Annotated in this window: 27 protein-coding genes and 1 pseudogene; 11 read left to right on the top strand and 17 right to left on the bottom strand. The window is 66.4% G+C overall.

What is annotated here, in order from left to right; genetic code table 11:
- Nucleotides 1–99 precede the first annotated feature (99 nt).
- The 5 genes from ACJH71_RS18355 to ACJH71_RS18335 all read right to left on the bottom strand — a co-directional run bounded on the left by ACJH71_RS18355 (nucleotide 100) and on the right by ACJH71_RS18335 (nucleotide 6,528).
- Complete coding sequence (locus ACJH71_RS18355) at nucleotides 100–1,533, bottom strand: alkaline phosphatase family protein (RefSeq protein ID WP_406759419.1); 1,434 nt, start codon at nucleotides 1,531–1,533, stop codon at nucleotides 100–102.
- Nucleotides 1,534–1,695: 162 nt separating this feature from the next.
- Nucleotides 1,696–3,159, bottom strand: a complete 1,464-nt coding sequence (locus tag ACJH71_RS18350) for an alkaline phosphatase family protein (protein WP_406759418.1) — start codon at nucleotides 3,157–3,159, stop codon at nucleotides 1,696–1,698.
- A gap of 53 nt (nucleotides 3,160–3,212) precedes the next feature.
- Nucleotides 3,213–4,613 (bottom strand): alkaline phosphatase family protein, encoded by a 1,401-nt coding sequence (locus tag ACJH71_RS18345; protein WP_406759417.1) that lies wholly within the window; start codon nucleotides 4,611–4,613, stop codon nucleotides 3,213–3,215.
- Between the two features lie 163 nt (nucleotides 4,614–4,776).
- Nucleotides 4,777–5,826, bottom strand: coding sequence for a DUF4185 domain-containing protein (locus ACJH71_RS18340; protein WP_406759416.1), 1,050 nt, complete (start codon nucleotides 5,824–5,826; stop codon nucleotides 4,777–4,779).
- A gap of 3 nt (nucleotides 5,827–5,829) precedes the next feature.
- The gene (locus ACJH71_RS18335) at nucleotides 5,830–6,528 is read right to left on the bottom strand and encodes a TetR family transcriptional regulator (protein ID WP_406759415.1); all 699 of its coding nucleotides are present in this window, start codon (nucleotides 6,526–6,528) and stop codon (nucleotides 5,830–5,832) included.
- 69 nt (nucleotides 6,529–6,597) lie between these two features.
- On the opposite strand from ACJH71_RS18335, the gene ACJH71_RS18330 reads away from it, so the two are divergent.
- A complete protein-coding gene (locus ACJH71_RS18330) occupies nucleotides 6,598–7,653 on the top strand; it encodes a ferredoxin reductase (protein ID WP_406759414.1) in 1,056 nt (351 codons plus the stop codon).
- Nucleotides 7,654–7,669: 16 nt separating this feature from the next.
- Entirely contained in the window at nucleotides 7,670–8,761 is a 1,092-nt protein-coding gene (locus ACJH71_RS18325) for a fatty acid desaturase family protein (RefSeq protein ID WP_406759413.1), read from the top strand.
- A 1-nt stretch (nucleotide 8,762) separates the two neighbouring features.
- On the opposite strand, the gene ACJH71_RS18320 is transcribed toward ACJH71_RS18325, so the two are convergent.
- Nucleotides 8,763–9,371, bottom strand: a complete 609-nt coding sequence (locus ACJH71_RS18320; protein ID WP_406759412.1) for a TetR/AcrR family transcriptional regulator — start codon at nucleotides 9,369–9,371, stop codon at nucleotides 8,763–8,765.
- A gap of 109 nt (nucleotides 9,372–9,480) precedes the next feature.
- On the opposite strand from ACJH71_RS18320, the gene ACJH71_RS18315 reads away from it, so the two are divergent.
- Nucleotides 9,481–10,830 (top strand): cytochrome P450, encoded by a 1,350-nt coding sequence (locus ACJH71_RS18315; protein WP_406759411.1) that lies wholly within the window; start codon nucleotides 9,481–9,483, stop codon nucleotides 10,828–10,830.
- 6 nt (nucleotides 10,831–10,836) lie between these two features.
- Here ACJH71_RS18315 and msrA read toward each other — a convergent pair whose 3' ends face one another.
- The 6 genes from msrA to ACJH71_RS18285 are packed head-to-tail and all read right to left on the bottom strand — an operon-like array spanning nucleotide 10,837 to nucleotide 15,674.
- Complete coding sequence (msrA, locus tag ACJH71_RS18310; protein ID WP_406759410.1) at nucleotides 10,837–11,343, bottom strand: peptide-methionine (S)-S-oxide reductase MsrA; 507 nt, start codon at nucleotides 11,341–11,343, stop codon at nucleotides 10,837–10,839.
- Between the two features lie 17 nt (nucleotides 11,344–11,360).
- Entirely contained in the window at nucleotides 11,361–12,527 is a 1,167-nt protein-coding gene (locus ACJH71_RS18305) for a cytochrome P450 (protein WP_406759409.1), read from the bottom strand.
- Nucleotides 12,527–13,639: an alpha/beta hydrolase gene (locus tag ACJH71_RS18300; protein WP_406759408.1), complete on the bottom strand. Its 1,113-nt coding sequence runs from the start codon at nucleotides 13,637–13,639 to the stop codon at nucleotides 12,527–12,529. The genes ACJH71_RS18305 and ACJH71_RS18300 overlap by 1 nt, the downstream gene beginning before the upstream one ends.
- A 16-nt stretch (nucleotides 13,640–13,655) precedes the next feature.
- Nucleotides 13,656–14,294 (bottom strand): TetR/AcrR family transcriptional regulator, encoded by a 639-nt coding sequence (locus tag ACJH71_RS18295; protein ID WP_406759407.1) that lies wholly within the window; start codon nucleotides 14,292–14,294, stop codon nucleotides 13,656–13,658.
- Nucleotides 14,291–15,124, bottom strand: coding sequence for an enoyl-CoA hydratase/isomerase family protein (locus ACJH71_RS18290; RefSeq protein ID WP_406759406.1), 834 nt, complete (start codon nucleotides 15,122–15,124; stop codon nucleotides 14,291–14,293). Before ACJH71_RS18290 ends, ACJH71_RS18295 begins: the two co-directional genes overlap by 4 nt.
- Before the next feature lie 10 nt (nucleotides 15,125–15,134).
- Nucleotides 15,135–15,674 (bottom strand): VOC family protein, encoded by a 540-nt coding sequence (locus tag ACJH71_RS18285; protein WP_406759405.1) that lies wholly within the window; start codon nucleotides 15,672–15,674, stop codon nucleotides 15,135–15,137.
- Nucleotides 15,675–15,806: 132 nt separating this feature from the next.
- On the opposite strand from ACJH71_RS18285, the gene ACJH71_RS18280 reads away from it, so the two are divergent.
- From ACJH71_RS18280 to ACJH71_RS18270, 3 genes are read left to right on the top strand one after another with little or no spacing between them, the layout of a single operon-like run.
- The gene (locus ACJH71_RS18280; RefSeq protein WP_406759404.1) at nucleotides 15,807–16,313 is read left to right on the top strand and encodes a nuclear transport factor 2 family protein; all 507 of its coding nucleotides are present in this window, start codon (nucleotides 15,807–15,809) and stop codon (nucleotides 16,311–16,313) included.
- Nucleotides 16,310–17,320 carry an NAD-dependent epimerase/dehydratase family protein gene (locus ACJH71_RS18275; RefSeq protein WP_406759403.1) on the top strand — a complete coding sequence of 337 codons (1,011 nt, stop codon included), beginning with the start codon at nucleotides 16,310–16,312 and terminating at the stop codon, nucleotides 17,318–17,320. Before ACJH71_RS18280 ends, ACJH71_RS18275 begins: the two co-directional genes overlap by 4 nt.
- Nucleotides 17,317–17,706, top strand: a complete 390-nt coding sequence (locus tag ACJH71_RS18270) for a DUF427 domain-containing protein (protein ID WP_406759402.1) — start codon at nucleotides 17,317–17,319, stop codon at nucleotides 17,704–17,706. Before ACJH71_RS18275 ends, ACJH71_RS18270 begins: the two co-directional genes overlap by 4 nt.
- Here the strand turns inward: ACJH71_RS18270 and ACJH71_RS18265 are convergent.
- Nucleotides 17,703–18,092: a nuclear transport factor 2 family protein gene (locus ACJH71_RS18265; protein WP_406759401.1), complete on the bottom strand. Its 390-nt coding sequence runs from the start codon at nucleotides 18,090–18,092 to the stop codon at nucleotides 17,703–17,705. The two genes, ACJH71_RS18270 and ACJH71_RS18265, sit on opposite strands and share 4 nt — an antisense overlap.
- 64 nt (nucleotides 18,093–18,156) lie before the next feature.
- Between ACJH71_RS18265 and ACJH71_RS18260 the strand changes: the two genes are divergently transcribed.
- The gene (locus ACJH71_RS18260) at nucleotides 18,157–19,083 is read left to right on the top strand and encodes a DNA-3-methyladenine glycosylase family protein (protein ID WP_406759546.1); all 927 of its coding nucleotides are present in this window, start codon (nucleotides 18,157–18,159) and stop codon (nucleotides 19,081–19,083) included.
- Here the strand turns inward: ACJH71_RS18260 and ACJH71_RS18255 are convergent.
- Nucleotides 19,070–19,660, bottom strand: a complete 591-nt coding sequence (locus ACJH71_RS18255) for a TetR/AcrR family transcriptional regulator (RefSeq protein WP_406759400.1) — start codon at nucleotides 19,658–19,660, stop codon at nucleotides 19,070–19,072. The two genes, ACJH71_RS18260 and ACJH71_RS18255, sit on opposite strands and share 14 nt — an antisense overlap.
- Nucleotides 19,661–19,847: 187 nt before the next feature.
- On the opposite strand from ACJH71_RS18255, the gene ACJH71_RS18250 reads away from it, so the two are divergent.
- The 3 genes from ACJH71_RS18250 to ACJH71_RS18240 all read left to right on the top strand — a co-directional run bounded on the left by ACJH71_RS18250 (nucleotide 19,848) and on the right by ACJH71_RS18240 (nucleotide 22,417).
- Nucleotides 19,848–20,420 carry a TetR/AcrR family transcriptional regulator gene (locus ACJH71_RS18250; RefSeq protein ID WP_406759399.1) on the top strand — a complete coding sequence of 191 codons (573 nt, stop codon included), beginning with the start codon at nucleotides 19,848–19,850 and terminating at the stop codon, nucleotides 20,418–20,420.
- Nucleotides 20,421–20,491: 71 nt separating this feature from the next.
- Entirely contained in the window at nucleotides 20,492–21,430 is a 939-nt protein-coding gene (locus ACJH71_RS18245; RefSeq protein WP_406759398.1) for a class I SAM-dependent methyltransferase, read from the top strand.
- Between the two features lie 126 nt (nucleotides 21,431–21,556).
- Nucleotides 21,557–22,417 (top strand): SDR family oxidoreductase, encoded by an 861-nt coding sequence (locus ACJH71_RS18240; RefSeq protein ID WP_406759397.1) that lies wholly within the window; start codon nucleotides 21,557–21,559, stop codon nucleotides 22,415–22,417.
- 34 nt (nucleotides 22,418–22,451) lie between these two features.
- Here ACJH71_RS18240 and ACJH71_RS18235 read toward each other — a convergent pair whose 3' ends face one another.
- A complete protein-coding gene (locus tag ACJH71_RS18235; RefSeq protein ID WP_406759396.1) occupies nucleotides 22,452–23,288 on the bottom strand; it encodes a tyrosine-protein phosphatase in 837 nt (278 codons plus the stop codon).
- A gap of 82 nt (nucleotides 23,289–23,370) precedes the next feature.
- A complete protein-coding gene (locus ACJH71_RS18230) occupies nucleotides 23,371–23,514 on the bottom strand; it encodes a hypothetical protein (protein WP_109470502.1) in 144 nt (47 codons plus the stop codon).
- Nucleotides 23,515–23,648: 134 nt separating this feature from the next.
- Between ACJH71_RS18230 and ACJH71_RS18225 the strand changes: the two genes are divergently transcribed.
- Nucleotides 23,649–24,296 (top strand): TetR/AcrR family transcriptional regulator, encoded by a 648-nt coding sequence (locus tag ACJH71_RS18225; RefSeq protein ID WP_406759395.1) that lies wholly within the window; start codon nucleotides 23,649–23,651, stop codon nucleotides 24,294–24,296.
- 15 nt (nucleotides 24,297–24,311) lie between these two features.
- Here the strand turns inward: ACJH71_RS18225 and ACJH71_RS18220 are convergent.
- Nucleotides 24,312–24,571, bottom strand: a pseudogene (locus ACJH71_RS18220) (hypothetical protein); the annotation flags it as partial.

Raw genomic sequence — 24,571 nt, 5'->3', positions numbered from 1 at the left:
CAGCACAGCTGAAGTGGCGCGGCTGGTGCGGTCTCTCGGCCGAAAACACCGATGCCGCCAGGTCAACGACCTGGCGGCATGTCGGCGTGCGAAGAGCTGTCAGCCCACCAGTGCGTCGAGCAGCCCCGACAGGTCGGAGTCCCCGAGGTCGGGAGCCGAGTAGCTGTGGTCGGCCAACAGGGACTCGATGCTGGTGGCCTCGGAGCTTCCCGGGGGCGGCAGCGGCGGGTCGGTCGGTTCGATGGTCCCGGAGCCAGTGAGGAAGGCGACGCCATGTGCCACCAATTGCAGCGCGTCCACCGACAGACCGCCGAAGAAGTCGTTGATCTCTTGGGCGAATTGGGCCAGTCCGCTGATCAGGAAGATGTCCTGGTCGACAATCCCCTGCAGCATCTTGTCGATATCGGTGACTACGCCGTTGAGCAGGTACGGGATGGTGGCGATGACGGTACGGAAGCCCAGGGCGAGGTCGTTGCCGATGTTCGGGTAGCCGAACATCGCGATAGCGTCGATGAGCGCCTGCTTGAGGTCGACCGGATCCACGAGGCCGTTCAAAACGGTCGGGTCGAACGCCATTGAGACACCGTCGAAGTCCGATCGCATCGGGGCGCCGAACAACGACAGGATCGTGGGCGTTATGTCGGCGATCGTGTAGTTCAGATTCTGGCTGCCGTCCGTGGCGTGATCGCCGGCCTGATCGAAGATGACGAACTGCGAAGTCTCGTTGGGCGATTGGAAGCCGTGGCCGAAGCCCAACGACTGCTGGTGGCCGTGGTCGGTGGTGATGATGATCGACCAGTCGTCGCCGGTGGCCGCCCTGGCCTGCGCCACCGCGGCCAAGATCGCTTGAATGTTGTCACCGACATTGATGACGGCCTGCTTGTACTCGTCGGATCCGCCACCGAACCCGTGTCCGGCCTCATCGACCTGCACCTGGTAGGAGAACGTGAAGGTGTCGACGTTCGGGTTGGTCGTGGTCGCCAGGATCTGGGCGATGGTCTGGGCCGTGACCTCTGCGTCGGTGTCGGCCCAGCTGTTCTGGAACGGGACGAACAAGTTGTTGTCGGCCCCATAGCCGCCCGCGGCGGCCATGTCGTTGATGTAGTCCCAGTCGGCGATCACCGAGGTCTCGATGTTCGGGTCGTGGTACTCGAGCAGGTTGAACACCGTCGGCCACTTGTCGTACGGCTCGGGCTCGAAGACATTGTTGATCACACCGTGCTTGTCGTCCCACACGCCGGTGAGGATCGTCGACCACGACGGGCCGGAGATCGTGGTGTGGTTGACCTCGCTGGTGGCTCCGGTGATGCCCTGGTCCATGGCGGTTTTGAAACCGCTGTCCTCGTTGTACGCGTACTCCAGGATCTTGGAGAGGTTGGTGCCGTCGGTGCCGATCAACAGCACATGCTGGGCGGCAAGGAGCCAGTCGGCCGTCGTTGCGGACAACCCTGTCGGCGTCCCGACGGCGGCCCCCGTGCCGGCAACCAGGCCGGCGACGGCCACACCACTGAGGAACTTCTTGATAGTTGTCACGATCGGATCCCTCGTCGAGTTGTGCGGGCCAATTGGGCGCAAGACTAACAGTTACCCAGCGAAAACTCAGCTTTCTGCCCGAAATCGCTCATGTGAGCAGGGTGTTGCTGAGGAGGCCCGTGTGTTATTTCACCTGACGAGACGCGCGTCAGCGCAGCTGTATCAGCTCAACGGGGCATCCACGTCGAGCATCAGGGGCAGGTCGGAGCCGCCCAGGTCGGGTGCGGCAAAGGCGTGGTCCGCCAGCAAGGCCTCCAGCGATCCGGTGAACTCGGCGCTTCCCGGCAGCGGCAGCGGTGCGTCGTTCGGCGGGATGACCCCCGCGCCGGTGAAATACGCGACGACCCTGCCGATATCGGTGAGTACGTCGGCCGTGGCGCCGCCGACGGTCTTGAGCACCCACTGTGCGCCCTCCGCGAGCCCGCTGATCAGGAAGATGTCCTGGTCGACGATCGACTGCAGGTAGTTCAGGATGGGCGGTAGCGCGTAGTTCTCCAGGAAGTAGCCGGCCCCGCCCGCCAGCGCCCGGATGCTCAGCATGACGTCGATGCCGATGTTCGGGTAGCCGTAGCTGTGGATCGCGTCGGTGAGGGCCTGCTTGAGATCGGCGGGGAACACCACACTGTTGAGCAGGTCTGGGTCGAGCTGCATCGGGGTGCCGTCGAAGTCTGAGCGCATCGGGATGCCGAAGGCCTGCAAGATCGTCGGGGTGATGTCGATGGTCTGGTAGGCCAGGCTCTGCCCGCCTGCCTGGGCTTCGTTCCCCGCCAGCGACAACATGACGAAGCTGGACGTCTCGTTGGGTGATTGGAAGCCGTGGCCGAGGCTGAATCCGAACAGGTCCGGGTTCTGCTGGTGGCCGTGGTCGGTGACCGCGATGATCGTCCACTTGTCACCGGTGGCCGCCTCGGCGGCGGCGACGGCCTCCAGGATTTCCTTCCAGTTGGCCCCGACGTTGATGACGGCGTCCCGGTACTCGTCCGAGCCGCCGCCGTACGAGTGCCCGGCATGGTCGACCTGCGACTGGTAGGAGAACATGAAGGTGTCGAGGTTCGGGTTGTTCGTGGTCGCCAGGATCCGGGCGATGGTCTCCTGGGTGACCAGCGCATCCATCTCCGCTGAGGTGGAGCCACCGGAGATGCCGATGATGTTGTCGGCCGGGTAGTTGCCCGTCGAGGCGATCTCGGTGAACAGGCCCCGGCCGGAGATCACGGTGGTGTCGACCTCAGGCTTGAAGTACTCGATCAGGTTGAACACCGACGGCCAGGTCGTATACGGCTCGGGCCGGTAGACGTTGCTGACCACGCCGTGCTTGTCGTCCCACACACCGGTGAGGATCGTCGACCACGAGGGTGTGGACATGGTCATATGTCCGGCGATGGTGGTTGCCGCGGTGATGCCCCGGTCCATCAGCATCTTGAAGCCGCTGTCGTCGTTGTAGGCGTACTCCAGGATCTTGTCCAGGTTGGTGCCGTCGGTGCCCAGCAGCAGCACGTGTTCGGCGGCGAGCATCCACTCGGCGGTCACGGCAGACAGGCCCAGCTGCGTCCCTACTGCCGCGGCTCCCGTTCCAGCAACCAGGCTGGCGACGGCCGTACCGCACAGAAACTGCTTCACCTTCGTCACGGTCGGGTCTCCTCGTTGAAGTGGTTGGGTGTGGCGCCGCCGGCTTCGGCAGATCAGCCCAGCAGGGCCTCGAGGTCGAGCAGCGCCGACAGGTCGGTGAACTCGGCGCTGCCCGGCGCCGGCAGCGGCGCGTCTTCGGGTGCGATCACGCCCGACCCGAGCAGATGCGTGACTCCCATTGCCAGCGTGTTGGTCACGTTCACCGTGAGACCGCCGAAGAATTCGTTGATCTGCTGGGCGACCTCGGCCAGGCCGCTGACCAGGAAGATGTCCTGGTCGACGATCCCCTGCAGGAAGGTGTCGATCCCGACCACGAACTTGTCGAGGAAGTACGGTACGGACCCGGCCAGAGTCCGGATGGCCAGCGTGATGTCGTTGCCGATGTTCGGGTAGCCGTACATGGCAATCGCGTCGGTCAGCGCCTGCTTGAGGTCGACGGGCTCCACCAGGCTGTTCAGGACGGTCGGGTCGAACGCCATGGAGACACCGTCGAAGTCCGAGCGCAACGGGATGCCGAACAGCGACAAGATGGTCGGGGTGATGTCGGCGATCGAGTAGTTCAGGTTCTGGCTGCCGTCGGTCGCATCATTGCCGGCTTGATCGAAGATGACGAACGACGTTGTCTCATTGGGTGATTGGAAGCCGTGGCCGATGCTGAGCCCGGGCAGGGTCACACTCTGTTGGTGGCCGTGGTCGGTGGTGATCATGATCGACCAGTCGTCGCCGGTGATCGCCTGTACCTGAGCGATCGCGGCCAGGATCTGCTGGATGTTGGCCCCGAGATTGATGATGGCCTGCATATATTCGTCCGACCCGCTGGCGAACGAGTGCCCTGCGTGGTCGCCCTGGGACTGGTAGGAGAACAGGAAACTCGAGATGTCATCGGGGTTGTCCGCGGTAGCGAGAATCTGCGCGATGGTGAGCGCGGTGACCTGCTCGTCGCTGTCGGCGGCACTCTCCCCGGCCGGGACGAAGACGTTGTTGTCGACCGGGTACTGGCCGGAGTCGGCCAGCTCGTTGAGGTACTCCCAATTGCTGATGATCGTGGTGTCGATCTCCGGCTTGTTGTACTCGATCAGGTTGAACACCGACGGCCACGCGTTGTACGGCTCGGGCCGGAACAGGTTGTTGTAGACCCCGTGCTTGTCGTCCCACACGCCGGTCAGGATCGTCGACCATGAGGGCCCGGAGAGCGTGGTGTGGTTGGTCAGACTTGCGGTGCCGGTGATGCCCTGGTCCATCGCGGTCTTGAACCCGCTGTCGTCGTTATAGGCGTATTCCAGGACCTTGGCGAGGTTGACGCCGTCGAGGCCGATCAGCAACACGTGCTCGGCGGTAAGCATCCAGTCGGCGGTCACCGTGGACAGGCCCACCTGCGTCCCTACTGCCGCACCCGTTCCCGCGACCAAGCTTGCGACGGCCGCACCGCACAGAAACTGCTTCACCTTTGTCACGATCGATATCCCTCGCCGGAGTTACACGGACCACTGGCCGGAAATCCTAGCAGCTGGTCCCCAGGAAAAACTCAGCTTTATGGACAGTTTCGCTCATTTACCCAGAAAGTTACTGAGGAATCTCGGTTAACCGTCCAGGTGCGATGGCGTCGGCACCTCCGGACTAGAGAACCTTCTCGCCGCTGAGCAACGTCGCGCGGAACTGCATCACCCGGTACGGCCAGCCGTGCGCGGTGTTCCACTGCGACACCATCAGGCCCACCCCGCCGGTGCGATCCACCCGGGAACCGGGCAGCACATAGCCGCCGTAGAGCTGGGCGACTCGACCACACGCGTGATCCTCGTCGTCCCAGCTACTCCCAAGCAGCGGGTGTTGCAGCGGGGCTCCGGTCAGTTCGGCGGTAGGGGACTCCAGCACTCGATAGCCCAGGGCGTAGCGCGACGATTCGAACCCGCCGAGAACCCAGGTCTGCGGGCCTAGGCGTCGCAGTGACAGCTCGCCCCACGTCTCACCGGGTGGGGTGATGGGCACCGGGGCTCGGCCCCAGGCCCGGCGCTCTCCGCGGTAGCCCCAGCCGGAGTATTTGCTCGGGTCGCCAAGGTCTGCCGGGCGAACCCTCCGCAGGATGACGCCCTTGTCGCGCTGGAACCCGGTCGAGACCACGTACACCCAGCCGTCGTCGGGGTCGTAGTCCCAGGACCAGCATTGGGCGTACCCGCGATGCAGCCGAGCGGGGAATCGCGCGCCCATGTTGTGCCAGGTGATTCCGTTGTCGGCCGATTGCCAGATCTCGGTCCAGGCCACCTTGCCGAACCCGCGGTTGACGATCGCGTGCAGGTAGAGCATCTGCTCCACCCGCAGTAGATCCGACGGGATCACGGTGCTGATGGCGGAGCGGTCCAGCCGTGATGCTGGTTGGCGGTGTCGGTAGTGCCACAGCTGGCGCGCATAGTGCGCATCGGTGCCGCCGGCTCGTTGGTAGCGCACCCGATGCCGGGCATCGCCGGTGCCGATCAGGATCACCGGGGATCGCCAATCGCCCTGGCCGACCCGCTCGCCGGCGAAGGTGTCGCCGAACACCGACACCAGGGTGCCGTTAGGAGCCAGCACGGAGGCGCCCAGGTCTGCGCACGTCACGCCCCAGCGGTCGGTGATGCCTGGGCCGGTGACGTCGGCCAGCTTCCCGGGGGCGTTCCGCGCGGCGGTGGACACCGCTCAGGGCTTGCTGCGCCAGCCGCCGGCGGCGACCGCGATCATCCGGAGTTGTTTGACGGCAACATGTTTGATCTCGGCGAGCGTCTCGGCATCGGGGGCGTCCTCGATGGCCTCCGCGGTGACGATCATCGCGTTGACGAACAGTCCCGCCAGGACATTGAGATCCTCGGCGCTCCAGGCGTTGAACCCAGGAAACCGCGCCAGATCCGTGGCCAGCTCGGAAGTGATCAGCCGGATCTCGGTGCGGATCGCATAGCGCAGCACGGTCATCCCGCTGAAGCGTTCCCGGTTGATGAATCGCCAGTACTCGGGGCGGGAGGCCACGCTGTTGACCAGGACTTCCACGGAGGACTCGATCACCCGGCTGGGGTCCACGCCGCCGGTGCGGGCATCGCGCAGCGTCTCGCGCAGCGCCCGAAACGATTCGTCGATAAGCACCAGGCCCAGGGCGTCCATCGACTCGAAATGGCGGTAGAAGGCGGCCGGAACGATGTGCGCGGCGCGCGTCACCTCGCGCAGGCTCAGCGCACTGAAGCTGCGTTCGTCCAGCAGGGTCAGCGCCGCGTTGATGATGGCGCGGCGGGTGGCTTCCTTGCGTTCCTCGCGCGAAACCCGCTCCGGCCTTTCCGGGCGGGGCGTGCGTTCGGGCCGCGGCGGCCGCGTGCGCCCGGACCGTGAATTCGGCGTACGACTGTTCACTGTTGTGAAGCGTAACACAGCGGGCAAATAGCCCTTGACTCGTCGTAAACAAGTGTTCACTGTGTACATATGTTCACTCAAACTTTGACGCGGCGGGTACTGGGCTCCAGCCTGGTCGATCTGCTCACCGGTCCCCACGGGGTCGACCGCTACACCGAGTTGGTGTCGCCGACGTGGACCCGTAACGACGCCCGGGCCCGGGTCGTCGCAGTCCGGCGCTCCACCCCGCGCAGCGTGACTCTGCTTCTCGAACCCAACGACGCGTTTCCCGGTTTCCGAGCCGGCCAACACATCAACCTGTCCGTGGACATCGACGGCCGCCGCCGCACCCGGTGCTACTCGCCGGCAAGCGCCGAAGGCCAACGCCTCATCGAGCTCACCATCGGCCGTCACGAGGGGGGCCTGGTCTCCGAGCACCTGTTCCGCAACGCCCAGCCCGGCATGGTCGTCGGACTGGAGAACGTCGGCGGCGACTTCGTGCTCCCGGCAATCCGCCCCCGCCGCATCCTGCTGATCTCCGGTGGCAGCGGTATCACCCCGGTGATGTCGATGCTGCGCACACTGGCCGCCGAGCAATATGCGGGCCGGGTGACCTTCATCCACTACGCCCGCAGCCGTGAAGAGGCCTGCTACCACGACGAGCTCGCCGCCATGCCGCGAGTTCAGGTGCTGCATGGCTACACCCGCACCCCCGACGATGGCGACCTGCAGGGCTATTTCGACGCCGAGCATCTTGCGGCGGCGATGCCGAACCCGGAAGCGGTGTACGTGTGCGGGCCGCCGGCGCTGGTGGCGGCCGTACGCGAGCAATGCCCCGATGCGATCTCAGAGAGCTTCGTGCCCCCGGTCTTCACGGTTCCGGCCGACCCGTCCGGTGGGCGGGTGAGCTTTCTCGGCAGCACCATCTCGGTGGTCGACGACGGCCGCACTCTGCTGGAGCAGGCCGAAGCGGCCGGTCTGCAACCGGTCAGCGGATGCCGGATGGGCATCTGCCACAGCTGCACCTGCCGCAAAACCGGCGGCGCGGTGCGCAACCTGATCACCGGCGCGATCTCCACCGCCGAGAGCGAAGACATCCAGATCTGCGTCTCCGTGCCCGTCGGCGACGTCGAAATCGACCTTTAAAACCAAGGAGCCAACCATGTCCGCACCAGTTCTCGAAGCGACCGAAGTCCTCGAAGCCCCGCGCGTCGACCTGCCGGCGAACCTCGATGCTTTCGGCGCCGAACTCGACGCCCTCCGTCAGCGCGTCCTCGACGACCTCGGCGAGCGCGACGCCGACTACATCCATCGGATCATCAAGGCGCAGCGCACCTTGGAGGTCGGTGGTCGCGCCCTGCTCTTCTTCAGCATCATCCCGCCGGCCTGGCTGGCCGGCACCGTGATGCTGGGTCTGTCGAAGATCCTCGACAACATGGAGATCGGCCACAACGTCATGCACGGCCAGTACGACTGGATGGGCGAACCAGCTTTGTACGGCAGGGATTTCGAGTGGGACAACGCCTGCCCGGCCGACCAGTGGCGGCACTCGCACAACTACATGCACCACACCCACACCAACATCGTCGGCATGGACCGCGATGTGGGCTACGGCATCCTGCGGATGAGCGACAAGCAGCCGTGGGAGCCCTACTTCTTGGGCAACCCGCTCTACGCCTTCCTGCTGATGGTGCTGTTCCAGTACGGCGTGGCGGTGCACGAGCTGGAGACCGAGCGCATTCGGGCCGGCGAGATCGGTTTCGCCGACAAGAAGGAGATGCTGCTTGAGACGTGGCAGAAGGTACGCCGGCAGACCCTCAAGGACTACGTCGCCTTCCCGCTGCTGGCCGGCCCGTTCGCGCCACTGGTGTTCGCCGGCAACATGACCGCCAACCTGATGCGCAACGTGTGGTCCTACACGATCATCTTCTGCGGGCATTTCCCTGACGGCACACAGGAGTTCACCGTTGAAGAGACCGAGAACGAGTCCCGCGGCATGTGGTACTACCGCCAGATCCTCGGCTCGGCGAACCTGACCGGCGGCAAGTGGTTCCACATCTTCAGCGGCAACCTGTCATTCCAGGTGGAACACCACCTGTTCCCCGACCTGCCGGCACACCGCTACGCCGAGATCGCCCCGCAGGTGCGCGAGATCTGTGAGCGCTATGGCGTGCCGTACAACACCGGCCCGCTGCTCAAGCAGTTCGGCACCGTGGTCCGCAAGATCTGCAAACTGGCGCTGCCCTGGAACTGAGTCAGGCTCGGGGGCCCAGCAGCGCGATCGACGCATCGACGGCCGGCTCGGTGATGACGCCGATGTCGGCACCGTCCTCGACGGCCAGCGCGGTCAGCTCGCGCAGGCCGCCCAGCAGAATCACCGCCAGCGCCGGACTCAGCGCCGGCAGATTCGCGCGGCGAAACCCCGGACTGCCGCTGAGCTCGATCAGCAGGTTCGACATCAGCTCCAGGCCGCGGCGCTGGGCCGGCCGGGCCACCTCGCCGAGTGACGGCATGTCGCGGATCCAGCTCAGCGTGATCGCCGGCCGGGACCGGATCTGGGCGACGTAGGCCTGTACCGCCTGACGGATCTGGACCTGCCAATCGGCCTGGGGATCCACCTCGGCCCGGATTCGCAGCGCCAACTCCTCGTTGTCCACCCGCAGCAGCTCCAGCAGGCACTCTTCCTTGCTGGCGAAGTGGTCATAGAAGGTGCGTTTGGAGGTGCGGGCCGCGCGCACGATCTCGGCGACGGTGCTGGCCCGGTAGCCGCGCTCGGCGATCGAATCGGCCAGCCCGTCGAGCAATCGGTGCCGATAGGGGTCGGCGGAATTGGCCGCCGGGGTATCGATCGCAGGCACCGTCATCGCCGCACCTCCCTGCGCGTAAGCCTTGCCACTTGTTGGTACTTAAGAGTACCGTTTCCCGCAAGCATTGGTACGCAGTGGTACCAAAGACCACGTCGGGAGGCGTCGCATGACCCACACGGTTGCCAGCACGGCCGCGGACACCGTCAAGACCTCGGATTCACCGGCGATCAACCTGCCGCCCGGCCCGCGTGGGTCCAAGCTGGCGGCCGGCGTGTTGTTCATCCTGGCCCGGCGCCGGGCGCTGCAACGCCTGACCCGTAAGTGCGGCGCCGCCTTCACCGTCGAGGTCCCGTTGTTCGGGCCGACCGTCATCGTCACCGACCCAGAACTGGCCCGGCAGGTCATGCTGACCAACCCCGAAGATCTGGGCAACATCCAGCCCAACCTTTCGCGGATCCTCGGCAAGGGTTCGGTGTTCGCCCTCGACGGCGCGGCGCATCGGCGCCGGCGCAACTTGCTGAGCCCACCGTTCCACGGCAAGAGCGTGCGCGCCTACGAGCAGATCATCGTCGAGGAGACTCTGCGCGAGATCGCCGGCTGGCCCACCGGAAAGTCCTTCGAGACCTTCGGACCGATGAACCGGATCACCCTGAACGTCATCCTGCGGACCATCTTTGGAGCCGAAGGCGCTGAACTGGATCAGCTGCGGGCGATCCTGCCCAAGTGGGTGACGCTGGGCTCTCGGCTGGCGGCTCTGCCGATTCCGATTCGTCAGTACGGCCGGTTCACCCCGTGGGGCCAGCTGGAGGCTTGGCGTGCTCAGTACGACGTCATCTTGGACAAGCTGATCGCCGATGTGCGAGCCGACCCCGATTTCGAGAACCGATCCGACGTTCTGACCCGGCTGCTGCGTAGCAACCACGAAGACGGTACGACCATGACTCGCCAGGAGATCGGCGACGAGCTGCTGACCCTGCTGGCCGCCGGACATGAGACCACGGCATCGACCATGGCCTGGGTCTTCGAGCGGCTGAGCCGCTACCCACAACTGCTCGACGAACTGACCGCCGAGGCGGACGCCGGCGGTAACACATTGCGGCGCGCCACGATTCGCGAAGTGCAGCGGGTGTGCACCGTGATCGACTTCTCCGGACGGCGTGTCTACGCGCCCAGTATCCAGATCGGCGAGTGGGGGATTCCGCGCGGCTATTCGGTGATCGTCGCGATCAACCAGGTCCACCAGAACCCCGCAGCGTTCGATGATCCGCAGGGATTCGACCCCAAGCGCTACATCGACGGCAGCCCGTCGGCGTTCGAGTGGATGCCCTACGGCGGCGGCACCCGGCGCTGCCCGGGCTCTACCTTCGCCAACCTGGAGATGGATGTGGTGTTGCGGACGGTGTTGGAGCGCTTGACCATTGAGCCCACCACCGCGCCCGGGGAGAAGTTCCACTCCCGCGGCGTGGCCTTCACCCCCAAGAAGGGCGGTCGGATCACGGTGCGCCGCCGGGGCTGATCCCGGCTAGCGCTGGGGCTGCAGCTGCCAGTTCGGTCGGATGTAGTGGCAGGTGTAGCCGCCCGGGAAGCGCTCCAGGTAGTCCTGATGCTCGGGTTCGGCCTCCCAGAAGTCACCTGCGGGGCTGACCTCGGTCACCACCTTGCCCGGCCAGCGGCCGGACGCCTCCACGTCGGCGATGGTGTCCAGCGCGATCTGGCGCTGCTCGTCGTCGAGGTAGAAGATCGCCGAGCGGTAGCTGGTTCCGACGTCGTTGCCCTGCCGGTTACGCGTGGTCGGGTCGTGGATGGCGAAGAAGAACTCCAGCAGGTTGCGGTAGTCGGTAGCCGCGGGGTCGTAGGTGATCTCGATGGCCTCGGCATGGCTGCCGTGATTGCGGTAGGTGGCGTTCGGGACATGGGGATCGCCGGTGTAGCCGACTCGGGTGCTCACCACGCCGGGCTGCTTGCGGATCAGGTCCTGCATGCCCCAGAAGCAGCCGCCGGCCAGGATCGCTCTCTGGTAATTGGTCATGCCCCGATTATCCGCAGCTATCCGTGGCCCGCCAGCCGATAGGAGCGATAGCTGGTCAGCACGGCGCTCGGCTCGCGGTGCGGCGGCGCCTGCGCCGTCAATTCGGGGAACCGGTCGAACAGGGCGAGCAGGCCCAGCCGGATCTGCATACGGGCCAACGGCGCGCCCAGGCAGACATGTGGGCCGAACCCGAATCCCAGGTGGCCGGTCTGCGACCGGGCCAGATCGAGCCGGTCAGGGTCGGGGAACACCGCCGGGTCCCGGTTGGCGGCCGCCAACCCGAGCAGGATCGGGGCACCGGTGTCGATCACGGCGTCGCCGATCTCGATCGGGGCGCCGGCCACCCGGGAGATCATCAGGGCCGGGCTGATCATCCGGACCAGTTCGTCGACGGCGTGCGGGGAATCGGCCAGCAGGCCGCGTTGCCCGCTCTCCTCGATCAGCAGCGCGGCCGCTCCGGTCAGCACCGCTGTGGTGGTGTCGTGTCCGGCCGACAGCAAGAAGATGGCGTTGTGCAGCAGCTCGTCGTCCGACACCGGCAGTCCGCTGGTGGCCACCACCGACAGCAGGTCGTGACCGGGATCGGCGCGGCGCAGCACCAGCAGATCGGCGAGCAGCGCCTTCATCCCGGCGGCGGCGTCGTCCGCGGCGACGAACACGTCACGAGATGCCGCCGGTTCCAGCGCCCCGATCAGCGCCATCGACCAGGTCGCCAGGTTGTCCAGTTCGCTGTCTGGCACCCCCAGCAGGGTGGCGATCGCTCCCAACGGCAATGGCTTGGCGAACTCGGCCACCAGGTCGAAGCCTTCCGCGTCCAGCCCGGCCGCCAAAGACCGGGCCCGGGCGGCGACTTCGGCTTCGAAGGAGGCCAGCGCCCGCGGCGTGAACGCCCGGGACAGCGGGGCCCGCAGCCGGCGGTGATCGTCACCGGAGCGGTAGAACAGGTTGTGTTCCACGTGAGTCAGATACGGGCGACCCGCATCGAGCTTGCTGCGGTACAGGTTTCGCCGGTCGGTGCTGACCCGCTCGTCGCGCAGCATCGCCAGCACGTCGGCGTAGCGGGTCAGCACCCACAGTCCCTGGCTGTTGCGGTGCACCGGTTCGGCTTCGGCGAACCGTCGCTGATACGTCAGTGGATCGACGTGCAGCTCCGGGTCGCGGAAGTCGAAGTCGAGCGCGCTCATCAGGTGCGTTCGGCGATCCAGGACGCCACCAGATCCGCGCAGATCGTGCGGCTGTCCGTCGGCTGCTCCAGGTAGTGATCGCCGGGGATGAAATGGAGCTGCTTGTCGGTGCTGGCCAGCGAGTCGTGGATGTGGTGCGCGTCGCTGGGAAAGACACCGGTGTCCGCGGTGCCCTGGATCACCAACGAGGGCAACGTGATCCGGCCCAGGTGCGGCGCGCCCTGACAGAACGACGTCTGCAGGCTCCACATGGACAGCCAGGTCCGCAGTGTGCAGTGCGCGGCGATGTTGTACGGCGCGCGGTTGGCGCGCCGCGGGTCACCCAGGTAGCAGGAGTTCAGCGGGCGGTCCGACGGGTCGAGCGAGGCGTCGAGGTAGCGCGGGTCGGCCCACACCCGATGCACCGAGAAGGACCGGTCGTAGGTGCCGCCGGCCTTGAGCCGCTTCAGCTCCGCCTGCGCCCAGGCGGTGATCCGATCATTGCGGTCACGCTGGGCCTGGCGGTAGCGGGCGATGAATTCCGGGGTGTAGGGCGGCGCGTTCTGCTCGGCGTACATGTCCAGCGAGGGATCGCACGACAGCGGGTCGGTCTCATCGGTCACCGACGGGTCCATCCACGCGGTCAGCACCTCCGGACGCCCGGCGTGCGCCTGGGTCGACACGTACAGGTCGCCGGGCGGCAGCGTGTTGACCGCATCGGGCACCGGGCCGCCGCCGACGGTGGTGATGTGCGGGTCGACGGACTGCGACTGGTAGGCGGCCATCAACGATCCACCGCCGGAGTTGCCGAGCAAGACGATGGTCTCGACGCCGGCCTGTTCGCGCAGCCACTGCACCCCGGCCGCGATATCGAGCAGTGCGTGCTCGAGCAGGAACAACGACTCACCGCTGCGGTACCGGGTGTTCCAGCCCAAGAAGCCGTACCCGCGTTCGGCGATGAGCGGCGCCAGGTAGTGCTCGGCGAAGTCCACGTTGTAGTGGCTGGCGATCACCGCCACCTTCGGCTTGACGCCGGCCGGTGTCCAGTACAGCCCCTGGGCCGGGTGGTAACCGGCGGGGTTCACGCCCGCCGATGCCGAAGTGAGCGAAACGAATTCGCGGGTTACTGCCACTGCATTGCTCCTTTGATCATGAATCCTGATCGCGCCAGCTCACCGAGCGATACCAGGTATCGGTGAGTGTCTTGATCGCTGCTTCTTCGTCGAGTTCGCGGCCCGCGACGTCGCCGCCGGCCACCAGCCAGACATAGGTGAAGTGGTTGAGCATGGCGACGATGGCCGACCCGACCAGCTCCGGGTCCGCGTCGGTCGAATAGCCCTGGCGTTGAGCCATCCGCACCGTCTGGGCCACCCAGTCGATGGCGTCGGCGCACATCTCCCGCCAGCGTTGGGCGAACGCGTCGTCGATCATCGCCAGCTGGAACACCCCGACCATGACCCCGAGATGCTCGCGGTAGGTGTCCCAGTGCGCACGCACGGACTCCTGGATGATGTCCCGCAGATCCTGCCCCGGGTGCAGGGCCTGCACCGCGCGGCTGCGGGCCATGGCCCGGAAGTCCTCGGCCAGCGACGCCAGCAACTCTTCCTTGGATCCGAAGTAGTGGTAGAACGACGCCGGCGAGCGTTTGGCTGCAGAGGTGATGTCGGTGATCGTCGTCTTGAAAAACCCCTTGCGGGCGATCACCTCGCGGGCCGCCCGTTCCAGGCGGGCCTGGGTGTCGCGGCCCCGGACGGTGGGGCGGCCGGCAGTCCCGTCCGCGGACGTCACGCCGGTTCCATCCGGTCCAGGCCGGCCACCAGATCAGCCAGTCGACGTTCGCCATCGGGCGTCTGGCCACCCGCGGCCAGGAAGCGTTGCATCTTCGGAAGCGCCGCACCGCGGCCCAGCATCTGGGCGAACGCGGAGCGTTCCACCGCCAGACCCGTGGCGACGTCCGGGGCGGCCAGCGTGGCCTTGACATCGGCGATGTCGGCCAGCGGCACGGTTGCGATGCGCTGCACCAGCCGGTCCAGGAAGGGTCCGACCTCGTCGGGGGCCAACGCCCGGTTGACCAGCCCGTAGCGTTCGGCGAGATCGGCATCGAGGTCGTCGTGAGCGAGGATGACCTCCAGTGCCCGGCCGCGGCCCAGCAGGTGAAGCAGATGCTGCGGACCCGAACCGGCCGGGATGACCCCGATTCCGGTCTCGATCTGGTTGAACACCGCCCGGCCGGTGACCGCGAATCGTAGATCGAGGTTGACCAGCAGCTCCATCCCACCGCCGGCAACCCGCCCGGCGACCACCCCGATGGTGACTTGGTCCAGCGCCCGGAAAGCCCCGACCAGGTTCTGAAACGAGCCGACGGCAGCCTCGGTGTCGTCGACCGAGGCGGCCAGCAGCGCCAGGTCCACGTGGGCGATGAAGAAGTCGGGGTTGGTGCTTTCCAGTACCACCACACGGACGTCGCCTCCGGCCGGCGACCGCAGCCAGTTCACCAGGCGCCACAGGTCGCCCATCATGGTGGCGTCCATCAGGTTGACCTCGCCGTGGCCGATGCGCACCCGGACCACCGGGCCGTCCTGGGCGACGGTGAGCGACGTCAGGGAACCGAGACCCATGGTGCCCGGCTCAGCCGAGCTGGGTGGTGGTCGTCTTCGACGTGACCACCTTGGGGTCAGCGGCGCGCTCGGTGCTGTTCAGCAGGGCGTGCGCCTTCTCCGGGTCGGGTTCGAACCCAGGGGTGTCGCGGCACAGCTCGATCATGATGCCGTTGGGGTCCAGGTAGTACAGCGAGTGGCACCAGCCATGGTCGACGTCCATCAGCGCCTTGATGCCGGCGGCGTCCATCCGTGCCCGGACTTCGTTCTGCTTCTCCTCGGTGGCCCGGAAGGCGAAGTGGTTCACCCACACCGGCAGTCCATTCGGACGTGACAACGAGCTGGACCAGTCGGGCTTCTCCCCGACGCCGTGCAGGTCGAAGAACGCGATGCACGAGCCGTCGCCGAGGTCGTAGAAAACGTGCCGGAAGTAGCCCTCTTGCAGGTGCTCGACTTCGGTGTGCACCAGCGGCAATCCCAGCAGGTCTTCGTAGAAGTGGTTGGTGGCCTCCAGGTCGGCGCAGGCGTAGGCGGCGTGGTGCAGACCGACGGCGGGCTTGGGGGATGTCACTGGCTACCGAACCTCCTCACGGCCCGCGCTGGGCCGACGGCGTCACCGTAGCACTGTCTCGAATATAAACCCAGATTCGAATCTGAGCGCGGACCCTCGACAACCCAGCTAGAACGTGTTCTAGTTCTTGGCATGACGAAACCGCAGTTCAGCCGCGCAGAACTGGCGGCCGCATTCGACGTGTTCGAGCAGACCGTCGCCCGCGCCGCCGAAACCAAGGACTGGGATGCCTGGGTGGCGCACTACACCCCCGACGTCGAATACGTCGAGCATGCGATGGGCACCATGCACGGCCGTGACGAGGTGCGCAGCTGGATCCGCAAGACCATGTCGACGTTCCCGGGCAGCTACATGACCGAGTTCCCGGCCCTGTGGACGGTCATCGACGAGGAGGGTGGGCGCGTCATCTGCGAACTGGACAACCCCATGCGCGACCCCGGCGACGGCACCATCATCAGCGCCACCAACATCTCGATCGTCACCTACGCCGGCGACGGCCTGTGGTCCCGCCAGGAGGACATCTACAACCCGCTGCGTTTCGTCGCCGCGAGCATGAAGTGGTGCCGCAAAGCCCAGGAGCTCGGCACCCTCGACGACGAGGCAGCCGCCTGGATGCAGCAGTTCGGAGGCAAGGCGTGAGTCGCAAGCCCAAGCTTGTCATCGGAGCCAACGGGTTCCTGGGTTCACACGTCACCCGCCAGCTCGTCGACGCCGGAGAAGACGTACGGGTGATGGTGCGCCCGAACGCCAACACCATCGCCATCGACCACCTCGACGTCACTCGGTTCCACGGCGACATCTTCGACTCCGCCACCCTGGCCGAGGCGATGGCGGGCTGCGACGACGTCTATTACTGCGTGGTGGACACCCGCGCGTGGCTGCGCGACCCGAGCCCGTTGTTCCGCACCAACGTCGAGGGCACCCGCAACGTCCTGGCAGTGGCCAAGGATGCCGACCTGCGCCGGTTCGTGTTCACCAGCAGCTACGCCACGGTGGGCCGGCGCCGCGGTCATGTCGCCACCGAGGACGACATCATCAACCCGCGCGGACTCACCCCCTACGTCCAGTCCCGGGTGCAGGCGGAGGAGCTGGTGCTGCGCAGCGCCGAATCCGGCCTGCCCGCCGTCGCGATGTGCGTGTCCACCACCTACGGCGACGGCGATTGGGGCCGGACCCCGCACGGTGCGTTCATTGCCGGGGCGGCATTCGGCAAGCTGCCGTTCCTGATGAAAGGGATCGAGCTGGAAGTGGTCGGGGTCGACGACGCCGCCCGCGCGATGATCCTGGCCGCCGACCGGGGACGCAACGGCCAGCGCTACCTGATTTCCGAACGGTTGATCCAGCTGCAGGACGTGGTCAAGATCGCGGCCGACGAAGCCGGTAGGCCCGCGCCGTCGCGTTCGATCTCGGTGCCGGCGCTGTATGCACTGGGCGCGCTGGGCAGCCTGCGGGCGAGCCTGACCGGCAAGGATGCCGAGCTGAGCCTGAAGTCGGTGCAGATGATGCGTGCCGAAGCCCCGGTCGATCACAGCAAGGCGGTGCGCGAGCTCGGTTGGCAGCCACGACCGGTTGAGGAATCGATCCGGGAGGCGGCGCGTTTCTGGATGAAACTGCGCGACGCCAAAAAGCGAGGTACCCCCGCATGAACCAACGACCGATTCACATCCCGACTCCCGAGTACCCGATCACCGTGACCCCGACCGGACGGCAGGTCACAGTGCGGATCGGTGGCGAGATCATCGCCGACAGCGCCAGCGCGCTCACTCTGCAGGAATCTAATCACCCTGCGGTGCAGTATATTCCGCTGGCTGATGTCAAGACCGATCTGCTGACCCGCACCCAGACCGCCAGCTACTGTCCGTTCAAGGGCGATGCCGCCTACTACAGCGTCACCACCGCGGCGGGAGAGACTGTCGCCGACGCGATCTGGACCTACGAGCAGCCTTTTGCGGCGGTTGCGCCGATCGCCGGGCATGTCGCGTTCTACCCCGACAAGGCCGACATCAGCGTCGACGAAGCCGCGGGCTCCTAAAGTCCCAACAATTGCCCGGCGAACCGGGTGTCGGTGTACTCGCGAACCGAGACGATCCGGCCGTCTTGGGTGTCGACGATGTACGCCAGCGGACTGTCATAGTGCGAACCGTCGGCGGCATGACAGTCACCCAGCGCCTCGATCACCACGGTCTCGTGCTCGTTGATGCACCGGACCAGCTCCAGGTTGATCCGCAAGCCGAGGCGGCGCTGCTCGACTTCCTGCCGCAGCTCATCCTTGTCGACGGCCTGGCGGGTCAGGATGCTCCACCAGGTGAAGTCGTCGCTGACCAGCGCAAAAATATCGTCTAGGTCGTCGTCGCCGCAGATGCCCTGGAGAAACATCCACGCCAATTCCGCCTGCGGGTCATCGAACGGGGTGGCCATTTGTCCATCGTGACCGGGCAGCGCGGAGCGGTCAACGACGACAAGCGATCCTTATGATCGCGTCATCAGTAATTCGCTTTGTCGTACCGTCACTTTTCCCGGCCCGGCCAGCCCCGCGCTGACCCTGAGCCCACTGCGCCGCGGGCCGGGAGACCCGTGTCTGCAGCTCGTTGACGGCGCCACCTGGCGTACCAGCCTGATGCCCAGCGGGCCGGTGGCGGCGCGCATCGTCCAGGTGGCCCCCGGCGCGGTGGACTGCACGGCTTGGGGCGCCGGCGCCGCGGAGTTTCTCGACCAGGCGCCGGGCCTGTTGGGGGTCCACGACGATGCGACCGACTTCGCGCCCACCGAGCCGACGGTGGCCGCCGCCTACCGGCGCGTGCCGCACCTGCGGCTCGGGCGCACCGGTCTGGTGCTCGAGTCGCTCATCCCGGCCGTGCTCGAGCAGCGGGTGCCGGGCGCCGATGCCTTTCGGGCCTGGCGGCTGCTGGTCACCGAGTTCGGCACGCCGGCCCCCGGTCCGGCGCCGTCGCGAATGCGGGTGCCGCCGTCGGCGCAGACCTGGCGGACCATCCCGTCGTGGAAGTTTCATCGTGCCAACGTCGATGGCGGGCGGGCCCGCACCATCGTCGGTTGCGCAAGCCGGGCGACCGCACTGGAGCGGCTGGTGGCCCGCCCCGCCGCAGAGGCCCGGGCGGCACTGATGTCGCTGCCCGGCGTCGGCGAGTGGACCGCGGCCGAAACAGCGCAGCGAGCGTTCGGTGATGCCGACGCGTTGTCGGTCGGCGACTATCACCTGGCGACGATGATCGGCCGCACACTGCTCGACCTGCCGCTGGACGCATCGTTCACCGACGACGCCATGGTCGAACTGTTGGAGCCGATGCGGCCACATAGGCACCGGGTGACGAGGTTGCTGATCGAAAGCGGGCTCGCTGTCAGCAAACGACGGGGGCCGCGTCTGGCACTGCAGCGGATCAGCTCGCTGTAGACGGCTCGCCGGGAGGGTCGTCGGTCGCCGTGGCAAACCGTCCGGAGTCGAGCGCGTCGAGCAACTGGCCGGCGATCCACTCGAATGTGGAGGTGTCGCGCGGCAGCAGGGCCTGCTCGTAACCGATCAGCAGATAGATCGCCCAGTTTGCGAACAGTTGCGCCTGCCGCTTGTCGTCGAGGACTTCCAGCGCCGATTCGAAGAGAATGTCGAAGCGTTGCTGATCCACTTGGGCCTGCACCGCATGCACCCGGGCGTCCGCCGAGCTCCAGGCGCGGATCGAGGCTTCGGCCCCGTGGGGCAGGGTCAGGCCGATCTGGATCAGGCTGTCGAGGCGCTGCCGCGGGTCGGGTATCGCTCGTACGAACTCCACATGCTGGAGCGTGCGCTCATCCAGCCAGTGTTGAACCAGGTCACGGGTGTAAACCGGCCAGCTGGTGAAGTAGTGATAGAACGAGCCCGTCGTCACGCCGAGCCGGTTGCAGACTTCGGCGAGCTTGAGGCCGCCGTAGCCCAATTCGGACAGCACTTCGAAACCTGTCTCGAAGTACGCCTGACGAGAGAGAACCGCGCCCATAAGTCGACTTTAGTTCGCTGGGCGCAGTTGGCATACAGCACGGCTGAGTCTTAAGTGAATCTTCCTAATTACGATTTTTCTGGGGTTGGACGCTATGCCGTGCCACACTTGTCCAGTGCGGGATGCGGCATTTCGCAGGGTGGGGCGCCCCCGCGGGGCGCGGTCTGGCGTGACTAGGGAACGCATCGTGACCGCTGCCAGCGGGGTGTTTGGCGAATTCGGCTATCACGCAACGACGTTTCAGGCGATAGCGGAGCGAGCGAAGCTGACCCGACCGGCGATCAACCACTATTTTCCTAGCAAGCAACTGCTCTATCAGGCGGTTCTGACGCAGGCTGAGACCCTGTTCGGGCACGCTGTCGATCAGGCGCGCACCGAGCCCACCCTGGTCGGGCAGCTCTCGTCCGTCATGGTGTCTTTCACCCAACTCGGCGAAGACGACCGCACGGTGGCGGCGTTTGCGGTCACCGCGGTGGTCGACGCTCAGCGCGACCCGGCGTTGAAGTCGTTGGTCGGCGACATCCAGGGCCCGCCGCGGGCGTTTCTGACCGAGTCGCTCACCGAGGCCATCGATCGCGGCGAGTTGGTCGCCACCTCGAGTGTGGGCGAGCTGACCGAGATGCTGTTGGCCGTGTTGTGGGGGATCGCGTTCTATGTGTCGCTGGTTGGTAGTCAAGCGGCGTCGGCGCGGGTGGTCGCCACGCTGCAGGCGCTGTTGACGCAGGAACTCTGGCAGTTGCGTCAGCCAGCCGACGGATAAAGTTAATAGACCGGCTAACTTTCATCGGTAGTATTGCGTGCGACACCGCCGCGACAAGTGAGGTAAACCCGATGAGCGCACTCCGTACCCACGATGACACCTGGGATATCGCCACCAGCGTCGGCTCGACGGCGGTCATGGTGGCCGCCGCCCGCGCGTCCGAGACCGCCAGCACCGATCCGCTGATCAACGACCCGTACGCCAAACTCCTGGTCGCCGGGGCGGGCACCGGGATCTGGGAGTTGCTGCTCGACGACACGTTGGTCGACAAGGTGGAGGCCATCGACGCCGAGGTCGCCGCGGTGTATCACCACATGCGCAACTACCAGGCGGTCCGGACGCATTTCTTCGACGCCTTCTTCGCCGATGCGGTCGCCGCCGGCATCCGCCAGGTGGTGATCCTGGCGTCCGGGCTGGACTCGCGGGCCTACCGGCTGGACTGGCCGGCCGGGACCACGGTGTACGAGATCGACCAGCCGAAGGTCTTGGCCTATAAGGAGCAGACCATGGCGGCCAACGACGTGACGCCGGCGGCCGAGCGCCGCACCGTGGCCATCGACCTGCGGCAGGACTGGCCGGCCGCGTTGACCGCCGCCGGCTTCGATCCGGCGGCCCCGACCGCGTGGCTGGCCGAGGGACTGTTGATGTATCTGCCCGCCGAGGGTCAGGACCGGCTGTTCGACCAGATCACCGCGCTCAGCGCGCCGGGGAGCCGGATCGCGGCGGAGACCGCGGGCAACCACCGCTCGGATGAGCGGCGCCAGCAGATGGCGGAGCGGTTCAAGAAGATCGCGGAGACGATGGGCCTGACGCAGAGCCTCGACATTCAGGATCTGATCTACCAGGACGAGAACCGCGCGTCGGTTCGGGGATGGCTCGACGAGCATGGCTGGCAGGCCGCGTCGCAGCCCTCCACCGCCGAGATGCGCCGGCTGAATCGCTGGGTGGACGTGTCGGTGACCGACGACGCGGACGCGTTCTCCGAGTTCGTCACCGCGGTGCGTGGCTGACTCGGCAGACCCGACCCGACATGGCGGTCTCGATTCATCCCCCGTATACAGAGAAGGCCTGGAAGTTGGCGCTAGGCCTTATCTAGGTCTGTTCTAGCGTGGCGATCGAATCGAGGAAGGAAACTGATGTCCGGAGTGCAGGATCGTGTTGTCGTCGTCACCGGAGCCGGTGGTGGGTTGGGCCGCGAGTACGCCCTGACCTTGGCCCGCGAAGGGGCCTGTGTGGTGGTCAACGATCTCGGTGGTGCCCGCGACGGCACTGGTGCCGGGCACAACATGGCCGACCAGGTAGTCACTGAGATCAAAGAGGCCGGCGGCCGGGCCGTCGCCAACTACGACAGCGTCGCCGACGCCGAGGGCGCGGCCAACATCATCAAGACTGCGGTCGACGAGTTCGGGAAGATCGACGGCGTCGTCAGCAACGCCGGCATCCTGCGCGACGGCACCTTCCACAAGATGACGTCGGAGAACTGGGACGCCGTGCTGCAGGTGCACCTCTACGGCGGATACAACGTGGTGCGCGCGGCGTGGCCGCACTTCCGCGAGCAGAGCTACGGCCGCGTGGTCGTTGCCACCTCCACCAGCGGACTGTTCGGCAACTTCGGGCAGGCCAACTACGGCGCCGCCAAGCTCGGCCTGGTCGGCATGATCAACACGCTGGCCATCGAGGGCGCCAAGTACAACATCAAGGCCAACGCGATCGCCCCCATCGCGGCGACCCGGATGACCGAGGACATCCTGCCGCCGGAGGTGCTGGCCAAGCTCAAGCCCGAGTACGTCGCACCGGTAGTGGCCTACCTGTGCACCGAAGAGGTCGCCGAGACCGGTTCGGTGTTCATCGCCGGCGGCGGCAAGGTGCAGCGGACCGCGCTGTTCGAGAACGCCGGCGCCACCTTCGAGAACCCGCCGTCGGTCGACGAGATCGCGGCGCAGTGGTCGACGATCGCCGACCTTTCGGCGGCCAAGTCGGCCAGCTTCTCGCTGTAGCAGCTGGTCAGGTTCGGGACGTGGCGCGCTGCTTTTAACCGAGCAGCGCGCCGCGCAGCCCGTCGCGGTCACTGTCGGTGACCCCAGCGGCCCGCAGGAACCCGTCGAGCGAGCCGAAGTTCTCCTCGATCGAGCGTTCGGCGGCATCCAGATAGTCAGCGCGCACACCGAGCACCTCGTCGGAGAGCCGCGCTTCGGTGAAGGTCAGTACCTCAGGGGTGATCTCAGCCTCGGGCCGGGAGCGGATCATCTCCATGATCCGGTCTCGCAGCACCGGCACCGCGGAGTTGCTGCGCAGGTAGTCCTCGATGACGGCGTCGCGGTCGACCCCGGCCGCTCGCAGTACCACCGCGACCACGAATCCGGTGCGGTCTTTACCGGCGAAGCAGTGCGCCAGCACCGGCCGACCTTCGGCCAGCAGTGACACCACCCGCTGCACCGCCCGGCGGGACCCGGCGAGGGTGGGGAAGCGTTCGTACTCCTCGAGCATGTAGCGGGCGGCGACGTCGGCGGCGGAATCCTCATCGGGCTTCTCGGCCATCATGTTGCGGAACGCGTCCTCGTGCGGAGCCGAGCTGTCCGGTGATTGGTCGCCGGCCAGATCCGGAAAGGGCAGCAGGTGGATGCCCACACCGGCGGGCACCAGCCCCGGCCCCCGGCGCGTGACTTCGCGCGGTGATCGCAGGTCGGCCACGTCGGCCACCCCGAGTCGCAGCAGTTCTTCGCGGCCCCGGTCCTCGAGGCGACTCAGTTCGCTGGACCGGAACAACCGGCCGGGGCGCAGCGCGCCGGTGGTCTCGGAGACGTCGCGAAAATTCCACGCCCCGGGCAGATTCGGCTGGGAGGTCACCCGGCCACGATAGGACAACATGCCGGCGGCTTGGCCGATCAGACGTGAAACGGCCCCCGATCCGGGCGGATCAGGGGCCGTCTTTGCGGTTCGTTGCGGCCGTTTAGACCGGCGGGTAGTTCTGCGGGGGGTAGCCGCCACCGCTTTCGACGCCACGAAGGCCCCAAGTCAGGTACTTGAAGAAGAACTCGGCCTCGTCGCTCAGCTCGTAATCCGGATTCGGATCGTAACCGTAACCAGGACCCATGTCGTCAACCCCTTAGTTTGGATTTCCACCAGTTTAGTCGGCCCGTCAACGCCGCAACAGCGGACTGCCTAGAATCCTTCCAACCAGTTGATTGACACGCCGATGACACCGGCCTGGCCGAAGAGTGAGTGGACATGGCAAACGGCAAGGCTACGCCGGGGGGATCGTCCCAGACCCCATCTCGTCGCGAGGAGCTGCTCGCGGTCGCTACCAAGTTGTTCGCGGCCCGCGGCTACCACGGCACCCGGATGGACGACGTCGCTGACGTGGTGGGGCTGAACAAGGCGACGGTCTACCACTACTACGCCAGCAAGTCGTTGATCCTCTATGACATTTACCAGCAGGCCGCGGAACGGACGCTGGCGGCCGTCCACGACGACCCGTCCTGGACCGCACGTGAGGCGCTGTACCAGTACACCGTGCGCCTGCTTGACCAGATCGCGGTCAATCCCGAGGGCGCGGCGGTCTACTTCCAGGAGCAGCCCTACATCACCGAGTGGTTCACCGAGGAACAGGTCGCCGAGATCCGGGAGAAGGAGGCCCAGGTCTACGAGCACGTGCATGGCCTGATCGACCGCGGTATCGCCAGCGGCGAGTTTTACCCGTGCGACTCCCACGTGCTGGCGCTGGGCTATATCGGTATGACGTTGGGGGCCTACCGCTGGTTGCGGCCCAGCGGCCGGCGCAGCGCCAAGGAGATCGCCGCGGAGTTCAGCACGGCGCTGCTGCGCGGGCTGATCCGTGACGAGACGATCCGGGTCGAGTCCCCGCTGGGTGTGTAGAACCGCGGGGCTGCGCTAAGGCGGAGGCCTGTCGCGCTGGGCAAGGTTGTAGGCGCGTTCGGCCTCGATGCACCGGACCCGGTCTTGGCTGCGGGTGCTCTTGCGCGTGGGCATCATGACGGAGCGATCTGCCGATGACGAGGGAGCCCTGGCAGGTGGCGCGGTGGTCGGCACACACAGGGCGGGAAACAACAGGCGGCTGCCGGGCTGCGTGGTGTAGGTGTGGCCGGTGGGGCTGGTCCATTCGATGGTGCCGTTGGGGTGCTGACGGTCGC

Origin of the sequence: Mycobacterium sp. SMC-15, assembly GCF_045310925.1 — a bacterium.
In the GTDB taxonomy this organism is placed as follows: domain Bacteria; phylum Actinomycetota; class Actinomycetes; order Mycobacteriales; family Mycobacteriaceae; genus Mycobacterium.
This window is presented reverse-complemented; position numbering and strand designations above follow the sequence as displayed.